The following is a 26,566-nucleotide window of genomic DNA, read 5'->3' as shown; positions in this document are numbered from 1 at the left end:
CCATGACGGAACAGACCCAGGCCGCAGCATCAACCGAGCCGGTGCTCAATAAGAAGCCCTTTGACCCGAAAGGAGTCATGCAGAAGCATTCCAAGCCGATCGTTTACGGCGGGTTCTCCGTGCTTGTCATCATTGCCCTCATCTTCAGTTCGCATGGAAAGACTGCCGTGAATGCCAAGCAGCAGCAGAAACAGAACAATCCTCAACCGCTTGTTCAGGACAACACGGAGAACAATGTCGCTGACCTCAAGAGTCAGTTGGCGCACCAGCAACAGACCCTTGACCAAGCGGCTGCGAACGACCCGTCACTGGTGAATGTGACGCCGCAGCAACGGGCGGCCGCCCTCGGCTACAGCGCAACCGGGCAGGCACAGCCTTGCATCCCCGGCCAGCCCTGCAATCAGCAGATGCAAGGCTATGGATACGCACAGCAGAACGGCGGCGGTGCGGGACATGTATCCCCCGAACAGCAGGCTTCGCAGGAACTCGCAGCGAAGGAGCGCCAACGCGCGTACGAGTCGCGCTTCTCCTCGAATCTGGCATACAGCCGTCCGCCCGATGCTCCGCCGCAGACTCAGGCCACCAATACAGATAACGGAACGTACCTGCCTGCCAGCATGGCATCCGGCCAGCAGGCATCGAGTCTGGTAAATGCACGTGCAGCGGGTGACCCACCACCTGCCCAAGGCCAGAGCACGTTCAATCGCAAACCGGAAGTCAACATCGATTCGGCCAGCGGCCAGCCGTATGTCCTGTATGAGGGTACGACCATCGACACTGTTTTGATGAACCGCCTTGATGGCGATGCCGTAGGCCCCGTGAAAGTCCTTGTTTCTAATCCCATCTACTCCCACGACCATCAGCATGTCCTCATTCCTGACGGCACAATCGTTCTCGGAGAGGCCAAAAAAATCGGTGGTTCAGGATTCGGGCAGCAGCGTCGCATGACAGTTGCCTTCCATCGCCTCATTATGCCGGACGGTTATTCCGTGGACCTGGATCAGTTCCACGGCCTAGACCAGATCGGGGAGGAAGGACTAAAAGATAAGGTGAACAACCATTACCTGCAAATCTTCGGCACATCCATTGCGCTGGGGGTTATAGCGGGAGCCGCCGAGATTTCACAGGGCGGCGGCGTTTACGCAGGCTCCGGGCCACAAGTCTTTACAAACGGAGCAGCGGCGTCCGTTTCACAGTCGGCGACGACTGTCTTGGACCGGTTCATGCAGATCCCTCCCACCATCACCATTCGGGAAGGACATCGCGTGAAGGTCTATATCACGCAAGATATGCTTCTGCCTGCTTACGAACGCCACACGATCCCCGGATCGTTTTAAGGAGTGTTTATGCGTCGCACCTTAACTCTGTTTTGCTTAACCCTCGCCCTTGGCATCGTGGGCTGCGAAAGTCACCAAGCCAAGGTAGACAAGTTGCAAAACGAATATGACAAATTGGGTTCTCAGTACCAGAGAGACTGCTCGGCTGAATTGGTAAAAGTTCCGCCGGTGCTGAGCCCAAAGTGCTCTGACGAACAAAAGAAAGTCGGAGATGCGTGGAACCGGCTACAGGCGGAACGCGCGAAGCAATAAAGAACCAATAAGGAGGAACGATGAAAGGCGCTATGTTCATAAGCGTCATAGCCCTTGCTGTCTCTACGACAGGGGCTAGAGCGCAATTCGGCTCCGGCATAGTGCTGGACCCAACTCAGTCCGCACATGCCGCACAGCAGATTCTCCAGGCCAACCAGCTCTACACAACCACGGTAGAGACGAGCCGCAACGTCATCGGTGCGTACAACCTTGCACAGAAGATGGCAAACCTGCCTCAGAACTACTACACCGCGTACAACAACATGGGACGCCAGCAATGGAGTACATTGCAGCAGCCCGCGAATACCTATGGCAACTCCACTCCGTGGATGACTTCGGCTTCCAACGGATATGGAGCCTCCGCCGCAAACCAGACCGCCAGCGTTCCGCGCACCACACAGATTCAGGGGTACAGCTCGTTGTCAGTTCAAGGTCAGCAAGAAATCGCTGCCCGAGGAGCGACGGTAGACCTCTCGGACTCGGTGAATGCCTCGAACCTTCAGGCGCTCGGAACAATCCGTGCGAACGCAAATCAGCGTGAGACGGACATCAGCCAACTGGAATCCCAAACCCACTCTGCCGATCCGGCGCAACACACAGAGATGGCCACCTTGCAACGCATCAACCAGGCGTTGCTCATCGAACTCCGAACGCAGCAAGAGACAAACCAGATCTTGCAGGCCCAGGCGCTCCAGACGATGGTCGGTCAGAAAGTACAACAAGACAATCTCAAGTCTCTGTTTCAGACCGGCAATTCTTATCAACAGACGTTCAAGACCACTACCCCTCAGCAAACGACCGCTGGTACTCAGTGGGCCTTCCATTATTAGGCTAAGGAGACGGCAATGGACTTCCTCATCCTCATCAAGAACGGGTGCGACAATCTCACCGCGACCGTATCCCCATCCGTTGATTCGTTGGGGCTACACATGGTCTTGTCGCTGGCTACGATTATGTTGGTCTGGTTCGGGGTGCAGGAAGCCCTTGCCTCTTCGCAGGGCGGGGGCGGCTTTAGCATGGCGAAGTTCCTGAATTTCTTCCTCCTTATCACTTTCGCCTACTGCTTCGTGAAGTTCTACGACGGAAGCATTCCCGGCATCGGCTATTCACTGAAGGGATTCATCAGCGGTGGCACAAGCAGTCTTGTGGACTATATAGGCAGTGATTCCACGCAAGAGGTCCAGACCACGATTCAGGGGGCGCTCGGCAAAATGGGCACAATGTCGCCATCTCTAACGGAGCCGTATACGTTGCTCTGCACCTACACGGTGCAGGTCATCCTTAGTATCCTCTCCGGGCTTATCGGCGTCATCATCGCTTACGGTGCCATCGGAGCCACCATCATCGGCCTGCTTGGCCCTGTGTTCATTCCATTCATGGTCTTCGACAAAACGGAGTTCCTCTTCTGGGGATGGCTTCGAGCATTTCTCGGCTTCGAATTCTACAAAGTCGTCGCCGCCGCCACCATGAGCGTTATGAGCCATCTGCTCATTAGCTATTTCACCAGCGGCGCGAACAATCTCAATGACCCTCGGAGTCTTGCGGCCGTTATGCCTGGCTTGCTCATCCTGTGCTTAGTGACGGGTTTCATTCTTTTGAAGATTCCTGCGATGACAGCGACACTCTTCTCCGGCCACGTCGGAGGGCACGATGGCGGTCTTTCGATCGCAACCAGCGCCGCGGCGCTCATGAAGTAGGAGGCTCACTATGTCGATGACTATGACTCACTCCCCGGAGATCACACGAGCGGCGCAACGCTACCTCGAAGAGAACGCTTCGCCACTAGTCGAGAACACCTGGCAGCGGATCGTGATTCTCACCCTTGTTGCCGTGTGCGGCCTGCTCGGAGCGCTCACCTACAGGAGCCAGCGAGCGCTTGCTTCCATGCACCCCATGATTGTCCGTATCAACGACGTTGGACGGGCTGAAGCGATTGACTACCGCAACTTTGCATACCGCCCTCAAGAAGCCGAGAACAAGTATTACCTGACACGCTGGGCGGAGCTGTACTTCAGTCGCAATCGCTTCACCATCGAGCGCGACCAGACGAACGCCCTGTACTTCCTCAACGGCGACGTGCAGCACGCCGTCATCGAGCAGGAACGAAAGGACAACTTCATCACCACCTATCGCAACGACGCCACGTTGCCTTACGTGGATGTGGAAGTGAAGAACATAGTCCTTGACGACCTGCGGCAATCGCCCTATTCCGCACGAATTGAATTCGAGAAGGTCTACACGAATCCGGCGGATCATTCGGAACTGAAGCGGGAGCGTTGGGTCGCCAGCGTTACCTACGTCTTTCGTGATGCCGTAAAGAACAACGAACTGGCCGTCAATCCTCTCGGACTGACCATCGTACGGTTCCGTGCCGACCAAGCTTTCAGCTAAGTAGACAGGAGATCCCCATGCAGGCAAACGAACAAGCTGCACTCGAACGGTTGTTGGAAATCGCAGACGGTAACAGCGGGCAATCCGGGTATGTCGCGGACGTCCTTCTGGCATGGTGGAATCCCGAGGAATGCGGCGGCTTTGATCTGACAAAGCTCTGGGCGCTGGACACAGCGATTGCAGCCGACGTCGTGACCATCACCGGCCTGATATCCCGAGTGCATCAATACCCGGACAGCCTGGGCTATAAGTCGCGCTTCGACCAGCTCATCCGCGCCAGGCGCAAACCAGTTTTCGCGTAATCCAGAGGTACTGCAATGCACCTTCAGGCTGCCAATCCGGCTGCACGGCCCAACTCGTCCCTGTTAGCACTTCAGCGGCCTCTCTGCCCTGGCGAAGAGCACACTGCAAGTGGCTCTATGCCGTCCTTTTGTGGACTCGTTTGCGGCAGTGGAAGAGCTACGGTCAGGCCGGTTCTCCCTCACCGGGAAACGACGAGTGACTTGTGCCCATTGGAGGGACTGCCGTCCCGTATCCCGTCCTCTGCTCGGGGTCACGCTTCGGGCCTGTCCGCCGCCCTGCGGCAAGCTCGCTCTTCTGCTTCGCCTGCGGCGCCCTATGGGTTACGGTTTCCACCTTCGGCGGACCCTCCGTAAATGCAGAGCTTCGGCCTTGGGAGGCGGGGCCTCTCGCTTGGCTTCGCCTAGTGTGACCCGAGCAGGATACGGGAAATTCAACGAAACGGAGATCACCACCATGTACACCAACAAAGTCACCCTCATCGGCTTCCTCGGCAGCGACGCAGAAGTTCGCACCAACGACGACCGCAGCTTCACCACACTCTCACTCGCAACCAAGTCTTCGTACAAGAAGGACGGCAAGTACGTTGAGCACACCGAATGGCACCGTTGCATCGTCTTCGGAAAGAAGCTGGCAGAGTTCGCCGGCACCCTGAAGAAGGGTGCTCACCTGATGGTCGAAGGCGAGTTGCGCAGCCGGAAATATACCAGCACGAAGAACAACGCAGAACAGACCATCTGGGAGGTTCGCGTCGAGTCGATTCTCAAACTGGATCGGGCGGCCAAGGCCACTGCAGAGGAGCAGGACGAAGAAGTCACAGCCCCCGAGGAAGTGGCCGCTTAAGGCCGCTTCATTTCCGTTCCCGGAGGTCCGGCTGACGCCGGACTTCCATCGCCGTGAGGTATCGCTATGAGCTTCGAATTGATCCTTCCATTCCTCCGCCCCATCGAGCCGCTACTTCTGGACGATGGCGTGAGCGAGATCATGGGCAATCCCGATGGATCGTGGTGGTTCGAGCGGGATGGCAAGCTCACCTCCGCAGGGTCGGTTCGCTTCGATGCCAAGGCACTTCGGACTGGCCTCGAAATCATCGCCAATCACCTCGGCAAACAGTTCGATGAAGCGCATCCCTTACTGAACGCGCAACTTCCGGACGGAAGCCGCCTGGCGGCTGTGCTTCCTCCGGTCGTACGCCCCGGCCCGTCGCTCACCATTCGCAAGTTTGCGAAGGTTCGCTATACGCTCCGGGATCTCATTCAACGCGGGACGCTGAATGAGCAGATGGCAGAGTTTCTAGTTGCGCAAATCGTGGACGGCAAAACGCTGCTCATTAGTGGTGGAACATCGAGCGGAAAGACTACGTTGCTGAACGCGCTCGCGGAAGCCATCCCTGAAGAAGAGCGCATCGTCATCATCGAAGATACGTCGGAGCTGCGGATCGCCAAGCCGAATGTATTGGCGGCGGAATGCCAGGTCGAATGCGTGACGGGAACTGTGGACTTCGCGACGCTCCTGAAGGGCGCTTTGCGTTGGCGTCCAGACCGAATCATCCTCGGCGAAGTTCGCGGGGAAGAAGCCCGGACATTACTCGATTCGTTCAATACCGGACACGGTGGCTCGCTGGCCACCATTCATGCGAACTCGCCGACGAAAGCGCTGCGGCGTTTCTGCGAGCTTGCGATGCGCTCGCACCAGCAATCCCTACGCGATGACATCGCTGCCGAGATTGCGGATTCCGTTGATTACGTCATCCAGGCGAAGCGGACGCAAACGGGCCGTCGCATCACCGATATCGCCCATGTCCAAGGTTTCTCGCGCGATGCCAAATGCTTCGCGCTTGAGACTGTCTTTCCCACCCTGCAAGAGTCGTCTCTTTCCACCCACTAAAAGGAGGTTCCAATGCCACTTATCGAAGTCACTCTAACCCGCCGTGTAACGGCTCATGTTCGGTTCAATGAGCCCATCGTTGCGCAGATCAATCAATACGCTGCGTTCATCGGTGCAACGCCTGACGAAGTCATCAACAAAGGACTGGAGTACCTGTTCGACAAAGATCGTGAGTTCGCTTCGTTCCGTACATCCGACCGTTGCAAGGATGTGCCGGAGCTACTGAAGGCGCGTCGTCCGAATGGTTCGAAGGCATCTCGCGGTTCCACCAAGAAGGCTTCAGCATCGGTTGAGTCCAGTGATTCTGTGGCGGTTCGAAAAGCATGAGCCTCCATGGAATCCTTCGGTCGCATAGGAACCATGCTGCGCATGGGGTGAAAGTTTACACTTCACCCCTCAAAGGGTCGTGTCAGAGCGCTTTACGGCGCTCTGCACTGGTCGCACAATCGACAGCACTTAGTCGCTAGAGAGCGCCGTACGGCGCTCCGGGGCGCTCCGAAGCGCCCTCGATTTAAAGGAGGAAGCATGCCGCTCATAGAGGACGAACAGATTGCAGAACGTGCCGAGCAACGTTCCGGGTTCCGCGTCATTACGGCTGGCACGAAGCTCAATCGCGTCGAGTTCGACGCGCTTGAACAGCATTGCCGCACACGCGGAACCAACCAGGGTGAACTGATTCGTTCTCTGATCTTGCGGGAATTGGAACGTCCGTCGTCGACGCCGGCAGCATCGCCTGAACTGGTCGAGATCATCGGTCTTCGGCTGATGCTGACGAACCTTCTTAGGCCGCTTTCGCAGGCTCAGTCGATCACACAAGAGCGTTTCGACGCGATCATGATGGAGGTCCGCCGCAGCAAATCAGACATCGCAATGGAGTTGGTAAAGAAGTCGGAAGGAGGCCGCTGATGCCCACACAATGGGGTCGCAAAGAGACCATCATATGGCCGCCGCACTCGCCCATTTACACCTACGGCGCGATGTTCCTGATGGTGGTTCTGACTGGCGCATTCGTCTATATGCGCTTCACATTTGCGATGACGCCTTTGCAGCAGTTCTACACGCCGGTCTACGTGCGGACCTCGCTTGCCGCCGAGCTTGGCAGAGTTCGCAAAGACAAATACCGGATGCTCTTTGAGGCGGGGAAAAACGTCACGGCGAAGCCCGCCGTGGAGTCTGATGTCGTCCCCGGCGTCACGGAGCAGCCAGGATCAAAGCCGATTCCGCTCACCCTCACTGCCAGCGCCCAAAGGGCGGGCTACACCGCTCTATACCGTGGTGCGGATACGAGCTACTTCGATGTCCCATTGCGAGATTACCTTCGCCAGGGCGTCTACAGCGGCAGCACGCTGTGGGACATCTATGAACAGCCGCTTGCCTTCGGCTTGCTCGCTCTTCTGGCACAGCTTCCGTTCTCCATTCGGAAGGACATGAAGCGTCGTCGCGAACTGAAATACGGGCGCCGCCTGAAAGGGCCGGTAATGCTGACGCCCAAACAATTCAATGGGACGATTGCCGGAGAAGGCGTCGGTTTCAAGACGACCGAGGCGAAAGATTTGATGCGGATTCCCGCCCGCTACGAGTCACAACATATCGAATTGATGGGTGACACCGGGGCCGGAAAAACGACGCTCATCATGCAGATACTTCGGCAGATTCAAGGACGCAGCCATACGGCAATCGTGTACGACCCGGCCTGCGAATTCATCCAGCGGTTTTATGACGAAAGCCGTGGAGATATTGTGCTGAATCCGCTCGATAAGCGCTGCCCGTATTGGGGGCCAGCCGAGGAGCTGCGCAGCAAGGCCGAGGCAAAGACGCTCGCAAAATCCCTGTACCAGCCGACCGATACGCAAAAGGACGAGTTCTTTACCAAGACGCCGCAGAAGATTTTCGCCCATCTCCTGCGCACCGGCCCCACTCCCCACCAGCTTGCGGAATGGATGGCAAACCCGGCGGAGATTGATAAGAAAGTGGCCGGAACGGAGATGGCAACGATGATTGCGAAGGACTCGCCGCCCCAGCGCAACGGTGTGCTTTCGTCCCTTGGCCTGGTCGCCGACAGCCTGCGTATGCTCCCCACTCTAGAGGAGGCAAACAAGCGCAGATGGTGTGCCACCGAGTGGGCCGAGGAACGCAAAGGATGGATCTTCATCACGTCGCGTCCTACGGAGCGCGACGCATTGCAGCCCTTGCATAGCCTCTGGATCGACTGGCTGGTTTTGCGTCTCTTGAGCGCACCAAAGGAACACCAGACCCCCGTCTGGTTTGTGCTGGATGAATTGGCGTCCTTGCAGCGTCTTCCGCAGTTGCACACTGCGATTACGGAGAACAGGAAATCGAAAAATCCGCTTGTGTTGGGCTTCCAAGGCAAGGCGCAGCTGGAAACCATTTACGGCCATCTTGCCGAGGTGATGCTGTCGCAGCCTGCTACCAAAATCTTCCTCAAAACCACAGAGCCGAAAGCCGCCGAATGGGTGTCGAACGCCATCGGCAAGGTTGAAATCGAGCGGATGAAGGAGACGCATTTCGACGGCACACGCAACGGCAAGAACTTCACCATCGACAGGCAGGTAGAGCCGCTGGTGCTTGACTCAGAGATTAGCGGTTTGGAAGAGCGTCGCGCCTACCTGAAGTTGGGAAATCATGTGGCCCGGTTTGCCTTCGACTATCTCGATCTGCCAACGATTGCAAAGGACTTCGAGCGCCGCATCGTGGCCGATGACGAATTGGAATATGACCCTTTGAGCAAGCCCAAAGAGGTGGTCGTCCAGCCTTCCGCTATTGACTTGGAAGAAGAGGATGTCGCCGATTCTGAACCAGCGGAGACCGCACCAAAACTCAGCCTAGCCACGCGCCCAACGCCTGAGTCCGCTACCGCAAAACCATCTGAAGAAGACGCTCCAAAGCCCGATCCCACGCCTGCATTGCAGGAAGTGGCGGCGGGAGATTTTGAGCGCGAATAGACGCCATGTTCAAAGTTGCTCCAGAACCGCTCACCGCTGGAAAAGCGCGGGACTATCACGTCAAAGAGTTCATCGCCGCCGGAAAGAACTACTGGAAGGAGCACGAGCAGATTCCTACGGCATGGCAGGGGAACTTGGTCGACACCTTTGGTCTCAAGGGCGATGTTCACGCCAGCCAATTTTCCCTATTGAGTGAAGGCCAGCATCCCCTAACGGGCCAACAGCTCATCCAGCACCGTGACGGGAAGGAATACACGAACGGAGAAGGCGAGACGGTAAAACCGCTTGAACATCGCGCTGCATGGGACGCTACGTTCTCCGCGCCGAAATCCGTCTCCCTGACGGCTCTTGTAGGCGGCGATAATCGCGTTCGCGAAGCCCACCGTGAGGCCGTTTCGATTGCGCTTACAGAGTTGGAGCGGTATACGCAGGCCCGCTTAGGCGGCAATCGCCCTGCCGAGACCACCGGCCGCTTTCTTGTCGCGAAATTTGAGCATGACACTGCGAGGCCGGTTGACGGCTACGCCGCGCCGCAGCTTCATACGCACACTGTCATCTTTAATATGACGACGCGGGATGATGGTTCCTTCCGCGCTCTCCAGTCACACAGCTACTATGCGTCACAACAATTTGCGACTGCCGTTTATCAGGCAGAACTGATGTACCGCCTGCGCAATCTTGGCTACGAAATCCAAGCCGGAAAGAGCGGAGCGCCGGAGATCAAAGGGTACACGCAGGAATACTTGGACGGTTCGAGTTTGCGCCGCCAGAAGATCGAAGAAGAGATGGCGAAGCGTGGTCAGAGTGGGCCGGAAGCCGCGCAGTTTGCCGCGTTCACCACCCGCGACCGAAAACAACATCTAGGCCCGGAAGAGACCTTAGCAGCACATCGCAGGCTGGCCGAAGAATATGGCAATCAGCCCGAAAGAGTCATCGCCGCCGCGCACCAACGAATGCAGCAGCGCGGCCAGGAACAAACACAAAGGCCCGACGAGCAACAGCAGCGGGTGCGGGAGAGCGTGAGCTTTGCAAAGGCCCGCAACTTCGAACGGGAAGCCATCACTGACGACAGAGGCATCATGCGGGACGCCTTACGTCGCGGCATGGGTGATGTAACCTATGCCGAGATTCGGGAGAACTTCCGGCGTCGAGAGGCGATGGGCGAGTTCCTGAAGGTGGACAGTCCACGTCACTACGCGGGACAGCGGTACACCACCCGCGACATGCTTCAGGCTGAGCGCAGCAATATCGAGTTCATGAAGAGCGGGCAGGCAGTTGTTTCGCCGATCATGCCTAATGAAAAAGCCCACGCTCACGCCAAGCAGCAGGAACACTTAAATCCCGCCCAGCGCCGCGTCGTGGAGGAAGTGTTGAGCACGACCGACCGTATTCATGGACTGCAGGGCTACGCAGGTTCAGGGAAAACGGAGAGCTTACGAAGCATTCGCGCCGGGGCAGAGGCCGAGGGATTCGCCGTCGAGGGTTTCGCTCCGACCAACCGGGCCGCGAACCAGCTTCGCGACGCCGGAATCAATGCGGAAACTTTGCAGCGGTTCCTTGCGCGCGGTGCCACCGGCGAGACTGCGGGAGATCCCGCCAGCCGTCACTTGTACATGGTCGATGAATCGAGCTTAGCCAGCACCAAACAGATGCAGGCGTTTATGGAGAAGCTTGGGCCGCAAGACCGGGTTTTGCTGATTGGCGACATTCGCCAGCACCAGGGCGTGGACGCTGGAAAACCTTTCGAGCAACTGCAAGCGGAAGGGATGCGGACATCGCAGCTTGACCAGATCATGCGCCAGAAGGAGCAGCCAGAATTGCTCCGTGCTGTCGAACTGCTCTCGCAGAATCGCACCGTGGATGGGGTGCATTTATTACAGGAACAGGGTCGAGTCCAGGAGTTTACGGAACGTCCCGAACGGATCGCCGCGATTGCACGTGCCTATGTCGCCCAGCCGGAAAACACGCTTGTCATCTCGCCTGACAATGCCAGCCGGATAGAGCTGAATCAGGCCATCCGTGCAGAGCTGCGCGGCGTCGACGGCCTGCGTGGGATTGACCGTGAGTTCGCGGTTCTGACGCCCCGATCTGACTTGAGCAGCGCCGATCGGAAGTGGGCAGCGCAGTATCAGCCTGGCGATGTCCTCCAGTACACGCGCGGTAGCAAGGAATTGGGATTAGAACCGTACAGCTATGCGACAGTGCGCGCGGTGGATACAAAGCTCAATCAGATCAGTGTGGAGCGTGCCGATGGCGAGCAGGTGTCCTACGACCCGAGGCGTCTGCAAGGTATCACGGCATTTCGAGAAGTCACACGCGAGTTTGCGGAAGGCGACCGGATTCAGTTCACGACCAACAACCGTGATTTACAAATTGCCAATCGGCAGCTTGGGACCATCGAACGTGTCCGTTCGCACGAAATAGCCGTGCGCCTTGAAGGTCAAACGCCGCGCTTCCTCACCTTCGATCCAGAGCGGATGCGGCACTTCGATCACGGCTATGCGGTGACCTCGCATAGCTCGCAAGGGCTGACGGCAGACCGAGTGCTTATCAATGTGGAGGTCTCCGCCCACCGCGACCTCATCAACCAACGCTTCGCGTATGTCGCGGTGTCTCGCGCCGCGCGTGACGTGCAGCTCTATACCGACAATGCCGCACGGCTGACAAAAGACCTTAGCCGGGATGTCTCGAAGACGGCGGCATTAGAACTCAGTCAACCGAAGGCCGAACAGCAACGAGGTGAAACGATGACTTACCGCAAAGAACATGCCGAGGGGATGCAGCCCTACCAACCGACTTCCCATATGCCCCCCTCCATCTACGCTACGTCCATCGACCGTGACACCGTGCTTGCCGATCTTCGATGGACGCAGGGGCAAGCGAAGAATGGAGTTGACCCTGCTGACACGGTTCGCGCCATCACGGAACGCCATCAGCAAGGCTCTGAGCCGGAACAAAACCAGCGTGCGCTCGTGGAGCGCTATGCTGAGCGGGTTGCGGAACTAGCCTACAAAGGCCCGGAGACACCGGTGGAGCGGCACGCCGCGCAACTGGAGCCCACTGCCGAGGAAAAGCGGCATTGGGAGCCGCTGGTTCAATCTATCGGTGTGGTACATGCGGAGCCATTTGCGTGGCGAAAAGAACACGCGGAGATTCAAAGCTATCGCAGTGACGAGAATCGCGGTTGGCTACACATCGATGCGCAGGGGCAGTTCTTCGACCGCAACGCGCAGCCCATCGCGGCACAAGCCGCACTCGAACCATTTGGACTTTCAGCAGCAGTCTCACGCGGCAACGAACAAAGTGCAGGATGGAATAAGGAAACACCTAGCGATAACGGATATGGCATTTCGCTCTAGTCACGTTGCTATCTCTTCGATTCCTGTCTGCTTGAGCCGCACTTCGAATGTAAAGAAGACCGGCATGATTTCATTGTGCAGGCAATCGCCCGGCCCATGCCGCAACGCTTCCCAATAGGGTTGCTCCGCTAGTGGCAAGCATGGCAGCACAGTATCCAACAAATCTCGGTCGCTGGGGCCGCTGTATCTTTCTCGAAAGTGTGAATCCGTCAAAGAATTCAAATCGGTTTCAAGAGCCATTCTTGCTAAGTGCAGCTTGACATCTGGAGAGCCAAGAATAGATTCAAGCAGAGTAAGTTGCTCCGGTGAGAATCCCGCAACTGACTTGAGATTAGTGGCAATCTCAAAGTCGCCGTAAAACTTCAATTGAACGGGTGTTGTTGAAAGGCGAGAACATGGTTCCATCGCAATCAAGCTCCGTGTCAGTTCCGGATGCGCTGAAGATCATTCCCTAGATCCGGGTGTGAAACTACGGCTCGTCTGCCCTCTTCGATATTGAGCGCGTAGCGGTGGTGCAGTTTCATGCTGGCGGCCGAAAGAATCGTGCGCAGCGAGCGCGCCGTGCGGCCTTGCTTGCCAATGAGCTTACCGGTGTCGGTCGGCGCGACGTGGACATTCAGTGTCGTGACACCATCATTACCGTCCAAACAATCTACTCTGATAGCGGTTTCGTCATCAACCAGATGCCGAACAATCTCATGAAGGAGCCGCTGCATCGGTTGTTCTTGCCTAAGAACAGGTTGAGAAATTGTTGTCATGACTTTTTCCTCCTTGCGAGATTGTGGAACAGGCTAAAACCTTGCTTGGGAACATTCATCGCCGCAACCATTGTCGCGAAAGCAGATAAAAGCTCTTGGTCAAGGCGGGTACTCTTGGCAGCCATTCGTTCAAGCGCTTCATCCCATAACATCGGTGCGGCATAGGGACGCGGTTCCGTCATCGCGGCGAACACATCGCAGAGTGTCACCAGTCTTACGGACACCGAAATCTCTCCTGCGGTAAGCTTCCGGGGGTATCCGCTCCCATCGAGTCGCTCGTGATGGTCCCGCGTCACGGTTAGCAGTGTTTTGTCAGTCTCACCCGCTTCGACCAGCATTTCATAGCCGATTTGAGCATGGGACTGCACGGTTATAAACTCTTCGGCGGTGAGGGGTGACGGCTTCTGTAGAAGCTCGATCGGGATTCTGATTTTGCCGATGTCATGTAGCAGGGCTGCCCGCACTAAGAGGCGTTGTTCTTCGACAGAGTAGTTCAGGAACGCCGAGAAGCTGGCACACAGTTGCGCCACAAGAAGGCTGTGGAGGTGAAGAACAGGATCATGCGCGTGCGCCTGTTTGATCCAATGGGCGTCATGGGGTGACAGGCGGTTTGTTCTCTGAGGGGACACGCTCGGCTCCTCGACAAAGGTCCAGAGCATAAAGAGCTTGCGGTACGCCCCCGCAAACATGCCCTATAAACCCTTAGTCGGGGAGTTCGAAAGCCGATAGAACGCGGCTCCTGTGACCTTTAGCTTTAGGGGCCTGGACATACGTCACAGGCTCCCCGACGCAAAAGGCGTAGGGAATCTTTAAACACGCTTGGGAGCGTGTTGCGTTCTATGGGGTTTCGACACCCCAGGACGGTGCGTACCCGTCCCATCCTCCATTGTGATTGAAATGCCCTACATTGGGCAAGGCGCACTCACCTGAGTGGGCGGTCGATTACGCAACGGATCGGGCCGCTCGGTCTACGCGCTCTCGCTTCACACTTCAGGGAATAGAACGTGGCCGCTTGCGCGATCGGGGCTGTTCCGGCCGTCCAACGCTTCCGCGCTGCACAGCCGCCGAGGCGTTACCGTGTCCCGCTCATCGGTTGCGCACATTTAAATAAAACCCGAAACTCAGGGCCCATCGTTGTTCCTCGCTCTGTACTTCTAGGAGTACAACTCGCAATTCGGCTTCCACTGCGGAGTTATACTGTTGACAGTGCGCAGTTTTCGCCAATTCGCCACATTGTTGTTGCTCCTGTTCATTTCGGGAGCTCCCGCAATGGCATGCATGCTCCCCGATGCTCAGATGAGCGAGCAGGAGCGCGCCTGTTGCCGGATGATGCAAGGCGATTGCGGGCACATGCAGATGTCTTCGGGGCATGACTGCTGCCAGAAGGTCCCACAGACCACGCAGATCAATGCTGTCCAGTGGAAAGTGCCCTCGTTCCATCCGGTGATCGTCGCTGCAGTATACCTCGCAACGTGGCACCTATCGCTCTCGGATGCGCTGCAGCCGTTTGGTGTTTCGCGACCAGACGCATCACCTCCGCCAGAATCGCCCCCGGCGACCATCTCCATTCTTCGCTTATAGACACACTCCTTCTCGCGCTTTGTTCGAGCCGCGTTCGCGCCCGCTCGTCTCCGAATAGCCATCGAGACAGGAGTTTCCTCCATGAAAGCCGCTTTATACGGCACCCTCACCCTGTTGCTGAGCATTCACTCTGCAGCATGTGGACAGCATTTACCTGCCCCTCCAACCCCGCTCGCAGAGTTGCTAAGCGAGGCGAAGGCGAACAATCCAGAAATTTCGGCCGTCAATCACGCCTGGAAGGCCTCGCAGCAAGGGGTTGCGCGGGCGAGAACCTTGCCTGACCCGAAACTGACCGTGCAGCAGTTCAGCGTCGGAAGTCCAGAGCCTTTTGCGGGTTACACGAATAGCGACTTCGCCTACATCGGCATCGGCGCTTCGCAGGAATTGCCGTTTCCGGGTAAGCTCCGCCTGCGCGGTGACGTAGCAGCAGCCGAAGCAGAGTCGGTGCACACGGAGGTGTTTTTGAAGGCGTCTTCGATCGCGGACGCCATCAAGGCCGACTACATTCAGCTCGCCTATCTCCAGCAGACACTCCCGATTCTCGAGGCGAGCAAGGCGGAGTTAGACCAGCTCATTCAGGACGCCACACTGCACTATCAGGTCGGCGAAGGCATGCAACAGGACGTCCTACAGGCCCAGATCGAGCGCACCAAGCTTGTGCGCGAAGTCGCGAGGCACCACGAACGCGTTGCCGAGTTGCAGGCACATCTCAAAAGCGTTCTGCATCGCGACCAGGCGTCAGCCGATGTCGTCACCGAGGGACTGCGGGAAACTCCGCTGACCGTTTCCGATGCGGACATCCTTGCCCAGATCCGAACGCAGAACCCGCAGGTGCAGGCCGACGCCCGAGCCTCTGCAGAGCAACAGGCGAAGCTCGCATCCGCCAAGCGAGAAGGAAAGCCTGACTTCGAAGTGAGCTACATGTACCAGAACACGGATCGCAAGTATCGCGACTATTACATGCTCACTGTGCAGATGCGTTTACCTCGCAAACAACGCATCAACGCTGAGGTGACCCGAGCCGCGGAGGCCTTGGCCCAATCTCGCGACCTGCTAGACGCTCAGTTACAGCAGCAGATGGCCGACGCTACGCAGCAACATGCCAAGGCGGCTAGTGATGCTGAGATTCTCACCGACTACCGCGACGGCTTGCTGCCGCAATCGGATGCGGCGTACCGTGCCACGCTGAATGCATACGCCGCGAACCGCGAGCAGTTCGCCCATGTGATTTCGTCTTTCCTTGCACTCCTCAACCTTCGAATGGAAATGTTGCAGACGCTCGCAGATCATGAACTGGCAGTCGCCCGGCTGGAAACGCTGACAGGAGCGACCCTGCGATGAACAAAACTGTCTTGCGCACTTCTCTCGTTTGGGCGGCCATTCTGATCCTCGTTGTTGGTGTGATGAGCTTCCGCTATCCGCGAAGGCCACCACCCAGAACTCCCAAGGAAACAGATGTCCTGGCCTCTGGCCCCGAGCCCTCTTTGGCAACTACGCAAACGACCCGGGCTATGCGAACGTCGGAAGCTCCACTAGCTCCAGTTCAACTGTCGTCGGACCAAGCGCGCGCTATAGGCGTGCAAACGGGGACGGCCGAATACAAGCGCATAAGTGAGGACATTCGTGCCACCGGTACTGTGGCCGTTGACGAGAGGCTGCTGTCGTATGTGCAGGTACGCTTTCCCGGATATATACGCAAAGTCCTTGCGGACGCTACCTACCAGTACGTGCGCAAGGGACAGCCGCTATTCACCATCTACAGCCCCGATGTGGCAGCGACCGAGCGCGAGTATCTGCTTGCGCGTGAGAACGAACGCGCTTTGACCCATAGCTCTGTGGAGGGCGTAGCGCAAGGAGCAGCCAGCCTTGCCACGGCCGCGGAGCAGCGCCTTCGCCAATGGAATGTTCCAGCGGCGGAATTGTCGAGGCTTCAGGCGAGCGGCAAGTCAGCGACGGATATCACCATCGACTCGGAGGTGATTGGATTCATTACCGAACGAAATGCGCTGCCGAGTCTTTACGTGGAGCCCTCCACCCGTCTGTACACCGTTGCCGATCTTTCGCGTGTATGGGTGAACGCGCAGGTCTTTCAGGAAGATGTTGGATCGTTGAAGCCCGGCGATTCTGCCGCCATCGCGGTGGACGCCTATCCAGGGCGAACCCTGAATGCCCGCATCGAACAGATTTTGCCGCAGGTGGATATCGCGACGCGAACTGTTCAGGTTCGACTCACTGTCCCGAACCCGGGAACCCGGCTGAAACCGGGGATGTTTGTGAATGTCGTCTTGAAGTCCGCTGCCGGAGAGCAGCTCACGGTTCCGGCATCCGCAGTCTTCCAGACTGGCACGCGGCAACTCGTGTTTGTGGACGACGGTAATGGCGCGTATACGCCTAGGGAGGTGGTGCTCGGGCGCACAAATGGCACTGACGTGGCAATCGTCAGCGGGCTTGCGCCTCATCAGCGTGTGGTGACATCCGCAAACTTCCTGCTCGACTCTGAAAGCCAGCTCCAGGCAGCTGGCGGGCCGCCAGTGGCCACACCATCGACGCAAGCCTCTCCAACCAATTCACCGCAGACCAGCGCAACGGTTGCGTTCTCAACAGACCCCGATCCTCCCCACAAAGGAGCGAACGTCTTTCGGGTGAAGCTGACCGGGGCCGATGGGAAGGCGCTCGACGGAGCCCAGGTCTCCGTCACGTTCTTCATGCCGTCGATGCCGGCCATGGGAATGGCAGCCATGAAGACAACGAGCAGCCTGACTCCCAAGGGCGGTGGTCTCTACGAAGGCAGCGGTGAGCTCGGTGCCGGTGGAAGCTGGCAGGTCACCGTTACGGCACAACAGAATGGTAGGACCATCGCAGTGAAGCAGATGCGGATCGACGCTCAGGGAGGCATGTAGCCATGCTCGCCCAAGTGATCGACCTCTGCGCACGCAACCGCTTCCTGGTGTTCACGACTGTTCTCTTGCTGACGCTCGCAGGAGTGTGGTCGCTCAAACACGTTCCCCTCGATGCACTTCCGGACATCTCGGACGTGCAGGTGATTGTGCACACGCCGTGGACGGGCCAACCGCCCGACGTGATCGAAGACCAGGTGACGTATCCCATCGTCACAAGTCTGCTCGCTGCGCCTCACGTCAAGGCAGTACGGGCGCAGACCATGTTTGGGGACTCCTACGTCTACGTCGTCTTTCAGGACGGCACCGATCTCTACTGGGCGCGCTCGCGAGTGCTGGAATACCTGCAGCAGATCAGCGGTCGCTTGCCAGCCGAGGTTCATCCGGCCATCGGCCCGGACGCGACGGGTGCAGGCTGGGTCTTCGAGTACGCCATCGTCGACACCAGTGGGAGGAACAGTCTCGCCGATCTGCGAGGTTTGCAGGACTGGCATCTTCGCTATGCACTCGAGACCGTTCCCGGCGTAGCCGACGTCGCGAGTATCGGCGGGTTCGTCCGCCAGTATCAGGTGCGGCTTGATCCGGCGAAGCTGCTGGCATACAACATCCCGCTGTCCACGGTGATCGATCGTGTCAAGGCGAGCACCAATGAGGTCGGTGGACGCGTGCTCGACCTCAGCGGCGCGCAGTACATGATTCGCGGTCTCGGCTACCTACGCTCACTTGATGACCTTGCAAACGTGGCGGTTTCGAGTAAGGACGGCACTCCCGTGCTCTTGCGTGACGTGGGAACGGTCGCGTTTGGGCCCGACATTCGAGAGGGAGCGGCGGACTGGAACGGCCACGGCGAGACGGTCGGAGGCATCATCGTCATGCGCCAAGGCGAGAACGCTCTGAAGGTTATCCAGGGAGTGAAGCAGAGGCTCAGAGAGATCGCACCATCTCTGCCGCCGGGGGTGAAGATCGTGTCGGCCTATGACCGATCCGGCCTGATCCAGGACTCCATCTCCACGCTGCAACGCGACTTGATCGAAGAAGCCATCATCGTCAGCCTCGTCATCATCGTGTTCCTCTTCCACTTCCGCTCGGCGCTCATCCCGATCCTCACCTTGCCAATTGCGGTCCTCATCTCCTTCATTCCCATTTACCTGCTTGGAGTCAGCGCGAACATCATGTCGCTCGGCGGCCTTGCTCTCGCCATCGGAGTGCTGGTCGACGCTTCTATTGTCATGGTGGAGAACGGCTATAGGCATCTTGCAGACCGACAGGCTGCTTCAGAAGCTCCCATCTCCGGCGTGGAAAGAAGGGAGATCTTGATCGGCTCTGCGAAACAGGTTGGCCCCGCCCTCTTCTTCTCGCTCCTAATCATCGTCGTTTCATTTCTTCCTGTGTTCCTGCTAGAGGCGCAGGAGGGCCGGATGTTCCGTCCGCTCGCGTGGACGAAGACGCTGGCTGTCGCATCCTCGTCCGTGCTCGCCATCACGCTGGTCCCTGTCCTGATGGTGATGCTGATCCGCGGCCGCCTTCGCCCGGAGAGGGCAAACCCGTTGTCTCGGATGTCGCAGAGGCTCTACCTCCCGGTATTGCGCTTCTGTCTTCGACATCGCAAACTCACCATCGCGTTGAATCTGCTCTTTCTGCTTGCAACCTTGCCTGTCGCTTTGCATCTGGGCAGCCAGTTCATGCCTCCTCTGTTCGAAGGGTCTGCGCTCTACATGCCTACGGCCTTGCCCGGAATCAACATCGAGCAGGCCAGGACGCTACTGCGGAAGCAGGACGCGATACTTCGTTCCTTTCCTGAAGTCGCAAGCGTCTTTGGGACGGTCGGACGGTCGGACAGCGCGACAGATAACGCTCCGCTCGACATGTACGACACCACGGTCATGCTGAAGCCGCGCGACCAATGGCCGGCCGGAATCACTTACGAAAAGCTCATTCAGGAGATGGACGCGAAGCTGCAGTTTCCCGGTTTATCGAATACGTGGACCAGCCCGGTGGAGAACCGGCTCGACATGGAACTCACCGGCATCAAGACTCCACTCGGGCTCAAGGTGCAGGGGCCGAACGTTGACGGCATCGAACAGCTCGCGTCCCGGATTCAGGGAGTGCTCTCATCCATGCCCCAATCTAGGTCCGTCTTCGCGGAACGAATATCCCAGGGCTTTTACGTGAATGTCGAGGTGAATCGACCGGAGGCCGCGCGCTACGGCCTGAGTGTTTCGGATGTTCAGACCGCGGTGGCTTCCGGAATCGGTGGCCGGAACATCGCCGAGAACATCGAAGGCCGCGAGCGCTACCCGATCAGTGTGCGCTACGCGCAGGACTTCCGAGACAGCGTGCAGAAAATGCGCAATGTGCTCATCGCTACACCGTCCGGTGCCCAGATTCCGCTGGCCCAAGTCGCGAAGGTCTCTTTCACTCAAGGACCGGCCATGATCCGCGACGAAGACGGCCAACTCACCGGCTACGTGTATATCAACTTGAAGAACGCCGACTATGGCGGCTTTGTTCGCGATGCATCCCGACGGCTGCAGAACAGCGTCTCGTTGTCGCGTGGATACAGCTACAAATGGTCTGGAGAATATGAATTTGAAACGCGCGCTCGTCAGCGTCTCAAGCTCATCCTCCCGATTGTCTTCTTTGTGATTTTCCTGCTGTTGTACATGGTCTTCCATTCGGCAGCGGAGGCGGTTGTCCTAATCGTTCCGACAATCTATGCGCTCACCGGAGGGCTGCTGCTGCAATGGCTTCTGCACTACAACTTCAACGTGGCGGTCTGGGTGGGGTACATCGCTCTCTTCGGCATCGCCGTTGAAACCGGCGTTGTGATGGTCGTTTACCTACATGAAGCGCTCGCGCGGCACATCGCGTCCGGTGAGATCCATTCCGAAGAGGACATAGAAGCTGCTGTGATCGAGGGCGCCGTCCAGCGCCTAAGACCGAAGCTCATGACCGTCTGCGCCGTTCTAGCGAGCCTCGTGCCGATTCTGTGGGAGTCGGGAATCGGTTCCGACGTGATGAAGCCGATTGCTGCACCGATCGTAGGCGGCATGATTACGTCCACCATCCACGTCCTTCTGCTTGTTCCTGTCTTCTTCCTCATGATGAAGACCCGCTCGTTCCACCGTGGCACGCTCGTGCCGCCTCAACCGCCTTCGGGCACTTAGGAGAACCATGCTCAAGAAAATCGCAATCGCCGCCGCATTCGTGCTCACCTCCGCCGCTATCGCCCAGACGCAGGAAATTCGGGGCACCGTCACCGACTCCATGTGTGGAAAGCACCACATGATGAAGAACGCCTCGGCCGCCGAATGCACCCGGGCCTGCGTCAAATCTGGGTCTGAATTTGCGCTGGTGGTTGGGGACAAGCTCTACACGCTCAAGGGTGACAAGGCGCAGATCGACAAGGTCGCCGGTTCCAACGTGCGCGTCAGGGGAGACGTGAATGGCACCACGATCACAGTGAAAGAAATCAAAGCTGCGTCGTAATACCGTGCACAAGATCAACAGACAGCAGCAACACTCTGAGGCCCAGGACCATCAAACTACCTACCTCGGGTAGTACACCGATTGCGCCATGAAACCTGCCAAACTCATTTCGAGCACTTTTCTCGCGGCACTGATGCTGGTGATTTCCTGCATCTCCGCAAAGTGCGAAGTCGTGTGCGACTTCAGAGCGATGGGAATGGCGTGCCATGGACAGCAGGCGGCGGCGAAGGCTGAGCCGCAGTCGTCAATGCCAAGCATGAAGGACTGCGGAATGGGCCGGCGATCCGCTGCCGTACCCGATCAGGCGCATGCCATACACACACAATGCGCGCATCAGGTCTGCAAAGAAGACGTAGCCCTCATCCAGAGTGAAAAGCAATTCAAAGTGTCTCTTGCTTCGCTCCAGGCAGTCGCGATCGTAGCGGTGTTCTCACTTGACCATGGCCGTGTAGCGGAGCCGATGCTGCTGGCGCGTTCCGAAACTCCACCGCTGCGAAGTATCTCCCCTCTAGAAAGCGGTAGCGTTCTCCGCGTGTAGTCGGCCGTCCTTGACCAGGACAATCTGCCGCTGCACGGAATACTCATTCACGCTACATCAGCGTGCTCGTCTCCGTGTCGTTGGCACATTTCATAGACCGACAATTCACACGGAGATTGATTCATGTCTACCCGCAGAACCTTTCTGCAGCGTACGGCGGCGTTGGGCGCAGCCCTCTTCGCGGCTGACCGACCCGCCAGTGCCTCCACTCACGATCCACATGCCGCTGGACCGCAGGTTGCTCCAAAGGGCGGCTACTTAGGTACAGCCAGTGGGTCGTTATCCAAAGTCAATACCCATTCAGGACCGTTCCCCACTGTACCGGTGGTCACGACCGATGTCGGAGACCTGCCCTTTGAGTGGGAGGGAGACGTGAAGGTTTTTCGCCTTACAGCTCATGTCCTTAAACAGCAGATTGCGCCGGACAAGACGATCGATGTCTGGGGTTTCAACGGTTCGTCGCCAGGTCCCACGATTCAGGTCACGCAAGGTGATCGCGTAAAGGTGATCTTCAAGAACGAGCTCCCCGAACCGAGTTCGATCCACTGGCACGGATTTGAAGACCACATCGGGTTCGACGGTATGCCGGGGATAAGTCAGGAACCCGTCAAGCCAGGCGAAACGTTCGAATATCACTTCACGATCCATCAGGAAGGCACATTCTTCTATCACTCTCACATGGCCATGCAGGAGATGGCAGGCATGTTAGGCGCGGTCATCATGCACCCCAGGGTGCCGTATCGGCCTCACTGCGACAAGGACTACGTCATCCATCTTCAGGAGTATGCGGTTCTCGCAAACCAGACCACACCGAACACGATGAACATGGAGTTCAACTGGCTCCTTCTGAACGGCAAGGCTGGTCCAGCGACAACGCCGCTGATCGTGCGTCAGGGAGAACGCATACGCATCCGGTTCATCAATCTCGGCATGGACCACCATCCGATGCACGTTCATGGACATACTTTCTACACCACAGGCACTGAAGGCGGACGCATTCCTGAGACGGCGTGGTGGCCCGGGAACACCGTGCTGGTCGGTGTGGCACAAGCACGGGACGTTGAATTCGTCGCCGACAACCCGGGAGACTGGATGCTTCACTGCCATCTGCCCCACCACATGATGAACCAGATGTCCTCTCATGTGGGGCCGATGACCCGAGCGGCTGGCTATCCCGGTGGCCGTGGCATGCGGGGAGACGATAGCCACGGTCAGCTCCTCCACCCCGGTCAGCAGCAGGACGAGATGCAGGGCATGGAGATGCATGATATGCCCGGTATGCAGATGAAGCACGAATCGAACCCAAATACAGCCAGCGACTCTGCTGTACCAGCGGCCGCTCTCGCAGCCGGTACACAGGCGAACGGAGAAGGGCCGCTCGCGAACACGGAGATGGATGCCGGAATGAGGGGAATGATGCAGGAGCAGAGCAAGCGCCAACCCCGCATGAGCGATTTGCAATATCGGAATCAGAATGCGTTCGACATGGACGCTGACAGCATGAAAGCGCAGAAGGCCGAAATCTCTCCGAACGCGAATGACGTCCCTAACTTTCCGCAGGACGCCTATATGGAAGGAACCATGATGAACATGGAAAAGTTGGTCCAAAAGCCAGAGAACCTGGGACTCAGGCCCAACTGGAGCCGGTTCATGCAAGGCATGATGACATTTGTTCGTGTGCTTCCTCCGGAACAGTATGAGCAAGTTGTTTCGGCGATGAAGAGTGCGAATCGCTCGAACGATCCCTATATCTCGCTCTACTCGACACCCACGAAGCAGACGCGCGGATAGCCGCCAGAACAGATGGCGCAAACGGCGAGAACTCGCCACCAGGCTCGAATAAGCCGGGAGAGACATGATGAAGATTCGATATGCGTTTATGTTGCTGCCTTTGGCGGCGGCGCCGTGGGTCTTGATGGCCCAGCAACCCATGCCGGATATGCCGGGCATGAACATGGGTTCACCCCAAAAGCAGTCCGCCCCTTCTGCCCCGAACAGGACGAAACAGCAGCCGCACCAGATGCCCGGTGACATGGGAGGGATGCAACACGATCAAGGATATCCACGAGCCAAGGCCGCCGGCGCAAGTGAACAGAACTCGATCAACCAGCAAGCCAACCAGAGCGCTTTCAAGCCCGGACCAGAGAGCGATTTTAGCTCGATCACCGTTCCCGTGCAGGATATGCAAGAGCCAGAAGCCATCGAGCTACGGACGGGTGGTGATCTACCTGCGCCCGAGTTGCTTCGCGACGTGGTGCCGCGAGAGCCAATGACCTTAGCCGCCTTTATCGAACTCGCGGAAAAAACGAACCCCACTCTCCGCCAGGCACAAAGCAACGTCGAGCGTTCGCGACAACAAGGCCGACAGTTGGGGTTACCGCCCGATCCGGTCATCGGGTACTCCGGCGACCACATCCGTGGCGGCAGTTATCACGGCGGAGAGGAAGGGGCTTTCTTTTCTCAGGAAGTAATCCTTGGTCGCAAACTCGCCCTGCGTCGGGATATCTACAAAGCGGAAGGACATTCCAACGAGTTGGGCGTGGAAATTCAACGCGCCCGTGTACACAACGATGTCACCAAGGCCTTTTTCGACACTCTCGCGGCTCAGGCCTCAGTGGTTGTCCATGATCGACTCTTGAAGGCTGCGCTCGATACGGAGACCAACTCACACGAACTCGAACGCGTCGGTCAAGCAGACGCAGCGGACGTTCTCAAGGCTGAGGTAGCTGCGGAGCAGGCAAAGATCGACTTCGTGGATGCGCAACGAATATTCCTGGCAGCCTTCCACAAATTGGCCACATATGCCGGGCAGGCGTCACTGGCTCCCCACCCGTTGATGGGATCGCTTGTTGAACCGCCACAACTTGATGCCGAGGCCATCGTCCGCAGAGACATGGAGCAGAGCCCCGCTGTTCAACAGGCGCAAGCCAATCTTGCGACGGAAGAGGCGCGGGTGAAATCGGCCAAGCGCGAGAAGGTGCCAAATCTCCAGCTTCGTGGCGGTGAGTGGTATTCGGGTGAAGAGCTCGAAGGCACAGGCGGCAAGAAGACCGGATGGATGAGTTTCGCTGAGGCAGGTCTGGTCATTCCGCTGTGGAATCGCAATCAGGGCAACGTGGATGCTTCCAAAGTTCTCGTAGAGCGAGCACATCACGATGTGCTTCGGACCCAACTCTGGACGAAGAACAGAGCGGAGCCATTTGCGCAGGACTACCAGCGGGCACGTTTCAAAGCAGAACGCTATCGAACAGAGATGCTGCCCCGTGCCCGCCGGGCGTATCAGCTTGAGGTTCTCAAGTATCAGCAGATGGCACAACCCTACCCGCGCGTGTTGGTTGCCCAACAGATGTTGTTCACACTCCAGCTTGGGTACATACGTGCTCTGCACGAGGAGTGGATTTCCGCAACCGAACTGCAGAATTACACGCTCAATGGTGCGCTCGAATTGCCGATGAGCATGGGTTCTGATGACACAACCCGCAACCTTCCCGATTCAAGTGGAAGCAACTAGCCAAGGAGGATTCACATGAAACCCACCCGTCCCATTCCCATCTTCTGTCTCGCTGTTCTCACCTGCGTCGTCACGGTCTCCGCTCAGACCAGTGCAAGTGGTGAGAAGTTCGAACAGAGGTTTTTGCAGAGCTTTTCGCAACATCACCAGAGTGCCATCAACATGGCGCAGCTCTGCACAGAAAAGGCGATCCATCCTGATTTGAAACAAAGGTGTCAGCAGATGATCGCGAGCCAGCAGCAGGAGAAGCAGCAGATGGATTCGTGGCTTCAGTCTTGGTATAGCGACAAAGGCGAGGCTCCAGTCAGTCTGGAGGCCAAGCTCAAGGTGCAGCAGGAAAAGATGATGACCCAGTTGCACGCAGCCAGCGGGAACAGCTTCGATCATGACTTTCTCGTCGATATGGGACAACACCATCAAATGGGTATCGCCGATACCCAGAAGTGTGTAACCCAAGCCGTTCATCCTGAGTTGAAAGCGCTTTGCCAGAAAATGAAATCCGAGCAGGAGAAGGATCTGAACAAGATGAATGCTTGGGTCAAGGAGTGGAAATGAGCGGGCCTGACACTGAACCGAAACGAACACCGGTTGTCAGGACAATCGTGAATGTCTGGGCGACATTGAGCCTTGTAGGATTCGTTCTCACTGTGGCCGCCGGTTTGATCCTCTGGAGCAAAGGGTTGGGTGCTCGTCCCGAACCCTCTGCTCTGGAGGCAAACGTCTCTATGCATGCATGGGAGAGCTCCATCCCCACGCGGTACGAAGAGATGAAGAATCCCATCTCCGCTGCAGCATTTGACCTTAACGAATCCGCCTCACACTATGCCGAACATTGCGCCGTCTGTCATGGGATGAATGGCAAGGGTGAAACTGCATTCAAAGGCACCATGTACCCGCGCCCACCCGACCTCACATCTACGGATACACAGGAGATGTCAGACGGCGAGCTCTACTGGACGATCAAGAACGGCGTGCGATGGTCGGGCATGCCTGCGTTCGGTGAACCGGGTGAGAACGACCAGCACGCATGGAAGATCGTCGCCTTCCTTCGACAGTTGCCGAAGCTCAGCCCGGAGCAAATTATCGTGCTGCAACAGAGCCACGAAGCGGCTGACCACTCCCATATGGATCACGACCATTGAGGTGCAACATGCTGGAAACGATTGCCTGGATATCACTCGGAATTTCATTCCTTTGTTCCGTCACGATCATTGTTGACGTGAGCCGCCATCCGCAGAAGATGAACATCATGAACTTCGTTTGGCCTGTGACCGCTCTGTATGGCAGCGTGGTCGCGCTGTGG

24 protein-coding genes are annotated in these 26,566 nt (G+C 57.6%); 21 read left to right on the top strand and 3 right to left on the bottom strand.

Features of this window, described 5'->3' with window-relative positions; genetic code table 11:
- Positions 1 to 2 precede the first annotated feature (2 nt).
- The 12 genes from PW792_04400 (at position 3) to mobF (ending at position 12,489) form a co-directional block, all read left to right on the top strand.
- Complete coding sequence (locus PW792_04400) at positions 3 to 1,337, top strand: TrbI/VirB10 family protein (protein MDE1161172.1); 1,335 nt, start codon at positions 3 to 5, stop codon at positions 1,335 to 1,337.
- Positions 1,338 to 1,346: 9 nt separating this feature from the next.
- Entirely contained in the window at positions 1,347 to 1,589 is a 243-nt protein-coding gene (locus tag PW792_04395) for a hypothetical protein (protein MDE1161171.1), read from the top strand.
- 20 nt (positions 1,590 to 1,609) lie between these two features.
- Entirely contained in the window at positions 1,610 to 2,419 is an 810-nt protein-coding gene (locus tag PW792_04390; GenBank protein ID MDE1161170.1) for a hypothetical protein, read from the top strand.
- 15 nt (positions 2,420 to 2,434) lie between these two features.
- Entirely contained in the window at positions 2,435 to 3,286 is an 852-nt protein-coding gene (locus PW792_04385) for a type IV secretion system protein (GenBank protein ID MDE1161169.1), read from the top strand.
- 10 nt (positions 3,287 to 3,296) lie between these two features.
- Complete coding sequence (locus PW792_04380) at positions 3,297 to 3,980, top strand: VirB8/TrbF family protein (GenBank protein MDE1161168.1); 684 nt, start codon at positions 3,297 to 3,299, stop codon at positions 3,978 to 3,980.
- A gap of 17 nt (positions 3,981 to 3,997) precedes the next feature.
- Entirely contained in the window at positions 3,998 to 4,282 is a 285-nt protein-coding gene (locus PW792_04375; GenBank protein ID MDE1161167.1) for a hypothetical protein, read from the top strand.
- 454 nt (positions 4,283 to 4,736) lie between these two features.
- On the top strand, positions 4,737 to 5,123 hold the full coding sequence (locus PW792_04370) for a single-stranded DNA-binding protein (protein MDE1161166.1): 387 nt from the start codon (positions 4,737 to 4,739) through the stop codon (positions 5,121 to 5,123).
- Positions 5,124 to 5,189: 66 nt separating this feature from the next.
- Positions 5,190 to 6,167: an ATPase, T2SS/T4P/T4SS family gene (locus PW792_04365; GenBank protein MDE1161165.1), complete on the top strand. Its 978-nt coding sequence runs from the start codon at positions 5,190 to 5,192 to the stop codon at positions 6,165 to 6,167.
- A 12-nt stretch (positions 6,168 to 6,179) separates the two neighbouring features.
- Positions 6,180 to 6,494: a hypothetical protein gene (locus tag PW792_04360; protein ID MDE1161164.1), complete on the top strand. Its 315-nt coding sequence runs from the start codon at positions 6,180 to 6,182 to the stop codon at positions 6,492 to 6,494.
- Positions 6,495 to 6,692: 198 nt separating this feature from the next.
- Complete coding sequence (locus PW792_04355; protein MDE1161163.1) at positions 6,693 to 7,073, top strand: hypothetical protein; 381 nt, start codon at positions 6,693 to 6,695, stop codon at positions 7,071 to 7,073.
- 71 nt (positions 7,074 to 7,144) lie between these two features.
- Positions 7,145 to 9,130, top strand: coding sequence for a type IV secretion system DNA-binding domain-containing protein (locus PW792_04350; GenBank protein ID MDE1161162.1), 1,986 nt, complete (start codon positions 7,145 to 7,147; stop codon positions 9,128 to 9,130).
- A gap of 5 nt (positions 9,131 to 9,135) precedes the next feature.
- On the top strand, positions 9,136 to 12,489 hold the full coding sequence (gene mobF, locus PW792_04345) for a MobF family relaxase (protein ID MDE1161161.1): 3,354 nt from the start codon (positions 9,136 to 9,138) through the stop codon (positions 12,487 to 12,489).
- On the opposite strand, the gene PW792_04340 is transcribed toward mobF, so the two are convergent.
- The 3 genes from PW792_04340 to PW792_04330 are packed head-to-tail and all read right to left on the bottom strand — an operon-like array spanning position 12,490 to position 13,936.
- Positions 12,490 to 12,903: a hypothetical protein gene (locus PW792_04340; GenBank protein MDE1161160.1), complete on the bottom strand. Its 414-nt coding sequence runs from the start codon at positions 12,901 to 12,903 to the stop codon at positions 12,490 to 12,492. It lies immediately after the preceding gene.
- Positions 12,904 to 12,911: 8 nt separating this feature from the next.
- A complete protein-coding gene (locus PW792_04335; GenBank protein ID MDE1161159.1) occupies positions 12,912 to 13,247 on the bottom strand; it encodes a KH domain-containing protein in 336 nt (111 codons plus the stop codon).
- On the bottom strand, positions 13,244 to 13,936 hold the full coding sequence (locus PW792_04330; GenBank protein ID MDE1161158.1) for an HD domain-containing protein: 693 nt from the start codon (positions 13,934 to 13,936) through the stop codon (positions 13,244 to 13,246). Before PW792_04330 ends, PW792_04335 begins: the two co-directional genes overlap by 4 nt.
- 973 nt (positions 13,937 to 14,909) lie before the next feature.
- Between PW792_04330 and PW792_04325 the strand changes: the two genes are divergently transcribed.
- The 9 genes from PW792_04325 (at position 14,910) to PW792_04285 (ending at position 26,405) form a co-directional block, all read left to right on the top strand.
- On the top strand, positions 14,910 to 16,169 hold the full coding sequence (locus PW792_04325) for a TolC family protein (GenBank protein MDE1161157.1): 1,260 nt from the start codon (positions 14,910 to 14,912) through the stop codon (positions 16,167 to 16,169).
- Positions 16,170 to 16,405: 236 nt separating this feature from the next.
- Entirely contained in the window at positions 16,406 to 17,728 is a 1,323-nt protein-coding gene (locus PW792_04320; GenBank protein ID MDE1161156.1) for an efflux RND transporter periplasmic adaptor subunit, read from the top strand.
- A 2-nt stretch (positions 17,729 to 17,730) separates the two neighbouring features.
- Positions 17,731 to 20,892: a CusA/CzcA family heavy metal efflux RND transporter gene (locus PW792_04315; protein MDE1161155.1), complete on the top strand. Its 3,162-nt coding sequence runs from the start codon at positions 17,731 to 17,733 to the stop codon at positions 20,890 to 20,892.
- Positions 20,893 to 20,899: 7 nt separating this feature from the next.
- Positions 20,900 to 21,214 carry a hypothetical protein gene (locus PW792_04310; protein MDE1161154.1) on the top strand — a complete coding sequence of 105 codons (315 nt, stop codon included), beginning with the start codon at positions 20,900 to 20,902 and terminating at the stop codon, positions 21,212 to 21,214.
- Positions 21,215 to 21,302: 88 nt separating this feature from the next.
- The gene (locus tag PW792_04305; GenBank protein ID MDE1161153.1) at positions 21,303 to 21,752 is read left to right on the top strand and encodes a hypothetical protein; all 450 of its coding nucleotides are present in this window, start codon (positions 21,303 to 21,305) and stop codon (positions 21,750 to 21,752) included.
- Positions 21,753 to 21,875: 123 nt separating this feature from the next.
- Entirely contained in the window at positions 21,876 to 23,543 is a 1,668-nt protein-coding gene (locus tag PW792_04300; GenBank protein MDE1161152.1) for a copper oxidase, read from the top strand.
- Positions 23,544 to 23,607: 64 nt separating this feature from the next.
- Positions 23,608 to 25,263, top strand: coding sequence for a TolC family protein (locus PW792_04295; protein ID MDE1161151.1), 1,656 nt, complete (start codon positions 23,608 to 23,610; stop codon positions 25,261 to 25,263).
- 15 nt (positions 25,264 to 25,278) lie between these two features.
- Positions 25,279 to 25,818, top strand: coding sequence for a DUF305 domain-containing protein (locus tag PW792_04290; GenBank protein MDE1161150.1), 540 nt, complete (start codon positions 25,279 to 25,281; stop codon positions 25,816 to 25,818).
- Positions 25,815 to 26,405, top strand: coding sequence for a c-type cytochrome (locus tag PW792_04285; protein ID MDE1161149.1), 591 nt, complete (start codon positions 25,815 to 25,817; stop codon positions 26,403 to 26,405). Before PW792_04290 ends, PW792_04285 begins: the two co-directional genes overlap by 4 nt.
- The last annotated feature ends 161 nt before the right edge of the window (positions 26,406 to 26,566 follow it).

The organism is Acidobacteriaceae bacterium, assembly GCA_028283655.1.
Taxonomy (GTDB): domain Bacteria; phylum Acidobacteriota; class Terriglobia; order Terriglobales; family Acidobacteriaceae; genus Granulicella.
This window is presented reverse-complemented; position numbering and strand designations above follow the sequence as displayed.

What these genes read in the sequence shown, in the direction of transcription:
- PW792_04395 (MDE1161171.1), top strand. Translation starts at nt 1,347, where the DNA reads ATGCGTCGCACCTTAACTCTGTTTTGCTTAACCCTCGCCCTTGGCATC.
- PW792_04380 (MDE1161168.1), top strand. Translation starts at nt 3,297, where the DNA reads ATGTCGATGACTATGACTCACTCCCCGGAGATCACACGAGCGGCGCAA.
- PW792_04295 (MDE1161151.1), top strand. Translation starts at nt 23,608, where the DNA reads ATGATGAAGATTCGATATGCGTTTATGTTGCTGCCTTTGGCGGCGGCG.
- PW792_04315 (MDE1161155.1), top strand. Translation starts at nt 17,731, where the DNA reads ATGCTCGCCCAAGTGATCGACCTCTGCGCACGCAACCGCTTCCTGGTG.
- PW792_04390 (MDE1161170.1), top strand. Translation starts at nt 1,610, where the DNA reads ATGAAAGGCGCTATGTTCATAAGCGTCATAGCCCTTGCTGTCTCTACG.
- PW792_04360 (MDE1161164.1), top strand. Translation starts at nt 6,180, where the DNA reads ATGCCACTTATCGAAGTCACTCTAACCCGCCGTGTAACGGCTCATGTT.
- PW792_04325 (MDE1161157.1), top strand. Translation starts at nt 14,910, where the DNA reads ATGAAAGCCGCTTTATACGGCACCCTCACCCTGTTGCTGAGCATTCAC.
- PW792_04285 (MDE1161149.1), top strand. Translation starts at nt 25,815, where the DNA reads ATGAGCGGGCCTGACACTGAACCGAAACGAACACCGGTTGTCAGGACA.
- mobF (MDE1161161.1), top strand. Translation starts at nt 9,136, where the DNA reads ATGTTCAAAGTTGCTCCAGAACCGCTCACCGCTGGAAAAGCGCGGGAC.
- PW792_04385 (MDE1161169.1), top strand. Translation starts at nt 2,435, where the DNA reads ATGGACTTCCTCATCCTCATCAAGAACGGGTGCGACAATCTCACCGCG.
- PW792_04370 (MDE1161166.1), top strand. Translation starts at nt 4,737, where the DNA reads ATGTACACCAACAAAGTCACCCTCATCGGCTTCCTCGGCAGCGACGCA.
- PW792_04375 (MDE1161167.1), top strand. Translation starts at nt 3,998, where the DNA reads ATGCAGGCAAACGAACAAGCTGCACTCGAACGGTTGTTGGAAATCGCA.
- PW792_04290 (MDE1161150.1), top strand. Translation starts at nt 25,279, where the DNA reads ATGAAACCCACCCGTCCCATTCCCATCTTCTGTCTCGCTGTTCTCACC.
- PW792_04305 (MDE1161153.1), top strand. Translation starts at nt 21,303, where the DNA reads ATGAAACCTGCCAAACTCATTTCGAGCACTTTTCTCGCGGCACTGATG.
- PW792_04355 (MDE1161163.1), top strand. Translation starts at nt 6,693, where the DNA reads ATGCCGCTCATAGAGGACGAACAGATTGCAGAACGTGCCGAGCAACGT.
- PW792_04350 (MDE1161162.1), top strand. Translation starts at nt 7,145, where the DNA reads ATGTTCCTGATGGTGGTTCTGACTGGCGCATTCGTCTATATGCGCTTC.
- PW792_04300 (MDE1161152.1), top strand. Translation starts at nt 21,876, where the DNA reads ATGTCTACCCGCAGAACCTTTCTGCAGCGTACGGCGGCGTTGGGCGCA.
- PW792_04310 (MDE1161154.1), top strand. Translation starts at nt 20,900, where the DNA reads ATGCTCAAGAAAATCGCAATCGCCGCCGCATTCGTGCTCACCTCCGCC.
- PW792_04335 (MDE1161159.1), bottom strand. Translation starts at nt 13,247, where the DNA reads ATGACAACAATTTCTCAACCTGTTCTTAGGCAAGAACAACCGATGCAG.
- PW792_04365 (MDE1161165.1), top strand. Translation starts at nt 5,190, where the DNA reads ATGAGCTTCGAATTGATCCTTCCATTCCTCCGCCCCATCGAGCCGCTA.
- PW792_04330 (MDE1161158.1), bottom strand. Translation starts at nt 13,936, where the DNA reads ATGTTTGCGGGGGCGTACCGCAAGCTCTTTATGCTCTGGACCTTTGTC.
- PW792_04400 (MDE1161172.1), top strand. Translation starts at nt 3, where the DNA reads ATGACGGAACAGACCCAGGCCGCAGCATCAACCGAGCCGGTGCTCAAT.